The 279-nt window shown below is 64.9% G+C and carries 1 protein-coding gene; it reads left to right on the top strand.

Annotated elements, in window-relative coordinates:
- Nucleotides 1–279: DAK2 domain-containing protein (locus EN857_RS34410; RefSeq protein WP_135897754.1), on the top strand; the 279-nt coding region annotated here is incomplete at both ends.

The following is a 279-nucleotide window of genomic DNA, read 5'->3' as shown; positions in this document are numbered from 1 at the left end:
CCGGCCCACTCTTCGGCACGTTGTTCATGGCGCTCGGCAAGGAGATTTCGGCGGAACCTGATCGCGCCAACCTGACGACTGCCTTCGGCAAGGCGATCGAAGCGGTGGCCGCGCGCGGCAAGTCACAGGTTGGCCAGAAAACCATGCTCGATGTGCTGCAACCGGTGCATGACGCGTTAGCCGGGGGAAAGACGGTAGCTGAAATAGTCGACATCGCCGACGCCGCCGCCGAGGCGACCGTGCCGATGAAGGCGCTGCGTGGGCGTGCCTCGTTCCTCG

It is taken from the genome of Mesorhizobium sp. M4B.F.Ca.ET.214.01.1.1 (assembly GCF_004791545.1).
Taxonomy (GTDB): domain Bacteria; phylum Pseudomonadota; class Alphaproteobacteria; order Rhizobiales; family Rhizobiaceae; genus Mesorhizobium; species Mesorhizobium abyssinicae.
This window is presented reverse-complemented; position numbering and strand designations above follow the sequence as displayed.